The 3643-nt window shown below is 42.7% G+C and carries 5 protein-coding genes; all 5 read right to left on the bottom strand.

Annotation, left to right across the window (positions count from 1 at the left end):
- On the bottom strand, positions 1 to 279 hold a 279-nt coding region (locus AB7U21_RS11225; protein WP_428389106.1), incomplete at its 3' end, for a homocysteine biosynthesis protein.
- A 145-nt stretch (positions 280 to 424) separates the two neighbouring features.
- On the bottom strand, positions 425 to 1558 hold the full coding sequence (locus tag AB7U21_RS11220; protein WP_428389104.1) for a hypothetical protein: 1134 nt from the start codon (positions 1556 to 1558) through the stop codon (positions 425 to 427).
- A gap of 78 nt (positions 1559 to 1636) precedes the next feature.
- Positions 1637 to 2596, bottom strand: coding sequence for a tyrosine--tRNA ligase (locus tag AB7U21_RS11215; protein ID WP_428389102.1), 960 nt, complete (start codon positions 2594 to 2596; stop codon positions 1637 to 1639).
- Between the two features lie 54 nt (positions 2597 to 2650).
- Positions 2651 to 3382 carry a tRNA(His) guanylyltransferase Thg1 family protein gene (locus tag AB7U21_RS11210; protein WP_428389100.1) on the bottom strand — a complete coding sequence of 244 codons (732 nt, stop codon included), beginning with the start codon at positions 3380 to 3382 and terminating at the stop codon, positions 2651 to 2653.
- Positions 3383 to 3389: 7 nt separating this feature from the next.
- Positions 3390 to 3643 (bottom strand): PRC-barrel domain-containing protein (locus tag AB7U21_RS11205; protein ID WP_428389098.1); only part of this gene is annotated, 254 nt, incomplete at its 5' end.

Here is a 3643-nt window from a genome sequence, read left to right as displayed (position 1 = left end):
GATACCCAGTCTCTCTTTAGGACAGGGACCTGTACAAGCCGGCACACCATTCAGGAAGATCTTTTTCGCCCTTGTGAACTGCTGCGGAGCTTCAATGGGAAATGACATAACTGCATAGGTACCGCTCATTATCGCCCGCGTCGCTGTGGTAACCACATCCACATCTTCCAGTCCTATGTCCTTACCCTCCCTGACAAGCTGACATATTTCGTGGGAAGTCATGACCACAGCTTCTTTTCTACTGATCTTGGAACATATCTCTTCTACTGTACGCTGCATGATCTTAACCACTTTATATTTCCAATATATAGCAAGGATCAGAAGTGATCTTTTTAATTTTTAATACTGATACGATCATAGCCATAGAAAGTATATAGGGTCCGGATGCCGGTAAGAATAATTAAAAGAAGAATAGTAACCCATTTTACTCGACGTTCAGTATGCTTGCCAGTTCAAGGCCCTCACTGCCAAGTTCGGCCAGTTTGTTAAAGAGTTCTTCTTTTGTTACGTACTTTTCTGTCCTTGTGCCATCAGTACGTTCGATCTTTATGGTTATCTCGTTCTTAACAAGTCCTCTGTCAGTGCATTCACGAACAATGTCACCATATCTTTCCATGATGATCTTGAAACAATCAAAAACTTCATTGTTACGGACTGCATCTCTGCCATCGAGCATGACCCTCCTTAGTTGCTGGGACATTATGGACATTTCAAGGAACTTCTTTATCTCTAACCCCAATGATTCCACTCTGTCCATTTCAATGGATTGCGACAGGGTTTTATCTGCAGTGATATCGCTGTTCCCGTGAAGGATCTGAATATCCTGTGAATCATATATTATTTTGAACTGCTGATCCTGTTTCTTGTTCCAAAAGGCCAGTTCAAGACGGGAAACACCATTAAAATCGATGTTAGTTATTATGAAATCGCTTACATCGACAATCCTTACTTTATTTTCCTTGTGTATAAGCCCGGTTTTTGCCCATACAGGAAGCTGGAGACTTCCATGCACTTCCCGCATAAGTAGTGGTCCATTCTTATACAGTAGCTCACTTTCATATTCCACACCGGATATAGAGGCTCTGAGCTCACCCCTTAAGCTGCCATTATCAAAGCGAACAGAATACGCTTTCATAGCCCCATATATGCCGTCCTCAAAAAGGGAATTGAGCATAGGGAACATTTTCTGCTCCAGTTCATTGATATGCAACTCATGGTCCCTCTTTTTTTGCTCAAGTTCTTTTTTGAGATTGTGAAGACCGGTACTGACACTTGTATCACAGGCATCCATGATGGCATTATGACAATCAAGGATCTCCACATTTTCTGCGTTGAGAGAAATGGACCTTACATACGTTTTTACATCGTTCGCGAATTTTTCAAGATCGACGATCCTGTTCTCCAGAGAGGAAATGGCCTTCATCTCAATTTCATTTGCCTCAATAGCATCATTTTCCAAGGAGAGGACTTTCCCTGATATTTCAATCAGATCATTGATATCCTGAATAAAATCACGCTGTATGGGCAGGTCTGTGGAATCCTGATAGGTATACCTCATGCGATCCTCCGCCTGAATGAATATTCTCACTATTTGTTGTATGTAACCAGTTAAATATGTTGCGACTTTAAAAAAGGTTCAATTGATTTTCAAAACGTTTCTTACAGGCTCAAGTATCATGTTCATGTACTTAGCAGCACCTTTCTTGAGATCCATAGGATGCAGTTGCCCCTCAGAAAAGACCTTAATAAGCTCCTCATAACCTCTGCATACAAGATCGCCCCCATATTTCTCCGGCCTTTCGAATGTAATTTCCTCATATCGGGGACAAATGTGGTACCTGAACAATTCCAGCATAGGATTCTCAGTTACCTGACCTGCAGGACAGAAAGCTTTTTTCATCTTTTGATCGATCTCTTCCTTCGAATCATCCACAGAAATGAAATTATCACTTGAAGAGGACATCTTTTTTCCGTCCAGACCCAGAAGTATAGGCGTGTGTATGCAGAGCGGAGACTTGAAACCCAAGGCTGGCAGGCCTTCTCTGGCAAGCATGTGTATCTTGCGCTGGTCGATGCCTCCCACAGCTACGTCCACACCGAGAAGAGCGATATCAATTGCCTGCATCATGGGATATACCATCTGGGAAACCTTGGGATCTTCCATCTTTCGGCCGACCTCGTCCATACTTCTCCTTGCCCTGTTAAGAGATGCAGTGGTTGTAAGCTTGAGCACATTGAGCATATACTCAGATGTCAGCTGGAAATCAGAACCATATACGAATTTCGTCTTTTCCGGATCAAGCCCAAGGGCAATGAAACAATCCCTGTTATAATCAGCAGTTTTACGGACCTCTTCGAGAGTGCCTTTCTGGTTAAGGTATGCATGCACATCGGCAAGCAGAACAGTGATCTGAAAACCGGCGTTCTGCAGGTCGAGGAGTTTATTGACCGTAAGCACATGGCCTAAATGGATCTTGCCACTGGGCTCATAACCCACATACGCAACAGGGCTATCCTTCTTTTTTAGAAGTTCTTCCAGTTCTTCCTCTGTAACAATTTCCTGTACGTTCCTTTTTATAAGCTCCAGTCTGTCCATAAGTTCACCATTGGTAAATAATGGTTGGTATAAAAACCCTTTCTGTTTATATGGTTAACTGTCACTAATCAGTGAATCAATGAGAGCACTCCCTTCAGGAGAAGGAAAGAGAGGGATGTCCCATTTCTGCACAACTCTTGTACGAATGCTGCGGGTATTCTCTCGCATCAAAGGATTATAGCCAGCAATAGAGTATTGCTCTTTATGGACAAGTATCCCTTTTCTTTGCCATGCAGGCACTTTAGATATGTTGATACCGTGCCTGAAAAGTAACTCATGGACATCTGATGACCTTTTCTTTTTAAGAGCAGCAGCCGACTCCTTCTCACTCGATCCTTTTGAAACAAGAGTGTAAAAAGCATAAGAGTTGATACAATTCCTCCATGCTTCCTTCTGCCTCCAGTCCAGATATTCCGTTATCTGGTCTTTGCATAAAGGAACAATGCGGGAATCAAATGCAAGTGGCTCCTGTACTTTCAGAGTTAAGGTAAGCGCACTGCTCAAAAAACTGGGAACAATGGAATTCAGTTTTTCCACCCTTCCGTCAAATGGTGCGTCTTTGAACAACAGGTTGATCTCATCGGAAAAAGTATAGCCTAAAACAGGTGACAGGCCGCTTTTCTTAAACAGCATCTCTACAGCATTACCCATAGAGACCGCAAACCTGCTATCAAAGGGCTTTTGAAAACCCATTCGCAACAGTGAATTCCTAAAAGCCCTGCCATCTACACGGATGATAAAAGGAGGTGCACAGCGCAGATCACTGTAGATCTCTCGCTTCTTCATGTGCTTTTTACTCTTCTTCTTTTTCTTGTTTTATCTTGAACTTGCTAACAATACTCCTTATTATAACAATGTCCCCGGTGGTCACTACCCATCTATAGGGAATGATGGCACCTCTTGTGGGAACATCGAATATATCCCTGTTGATATCAGTTATGGCTATCCCTTTAACATTCCTTTCTTCAACATTCAATACAAGGTCAGCCACTTTCCCAACATATGTGCCAGCATCTGTGTAAACATTAAGCCCGAAAAGCGATGTCA

Origin of the sequence: Methanomethylovorans sp. (genome assembly GCF_050177135.1) — an archaeon.
In the GTDB taxonomy this organism is placed as follows: Archaea; Halobacteriota; Methanosarcinia; order Methanosarcinales; family Methanosarcinaceae; genus Methanomethylovorans.
Note: the sequence above shows the minus strand (reverse complement) of the source record. Positions and strands in the feature narration are given on the sequence as shown.

Excerpts from the sequence above, each read along its gene's own strand:
- AB7U21_RS11215 (WP_428389102.1), bottom strand. The coding sequence starts at position 2,596 with ATGGACAGACTGGAGCTTATAAAAAGGAACGTACAGGAAATTGTTACA.
- AB7U21_RS11210 (WP_428389100.1), bottom strand. The coding sequence starts at position 3,382 with ATGAAGAAGCGAGAGATCTACAGTGATCTGCGCTGTGCACCTCCTTTT.
- AB7U21_RS11220 (WP_428389104.1), bottom strand. The coding sequence starts at position 1,558 with ATGAGGTATACCTATCAGGATTCCACAGACCTGCCCATACAGCGTGAT.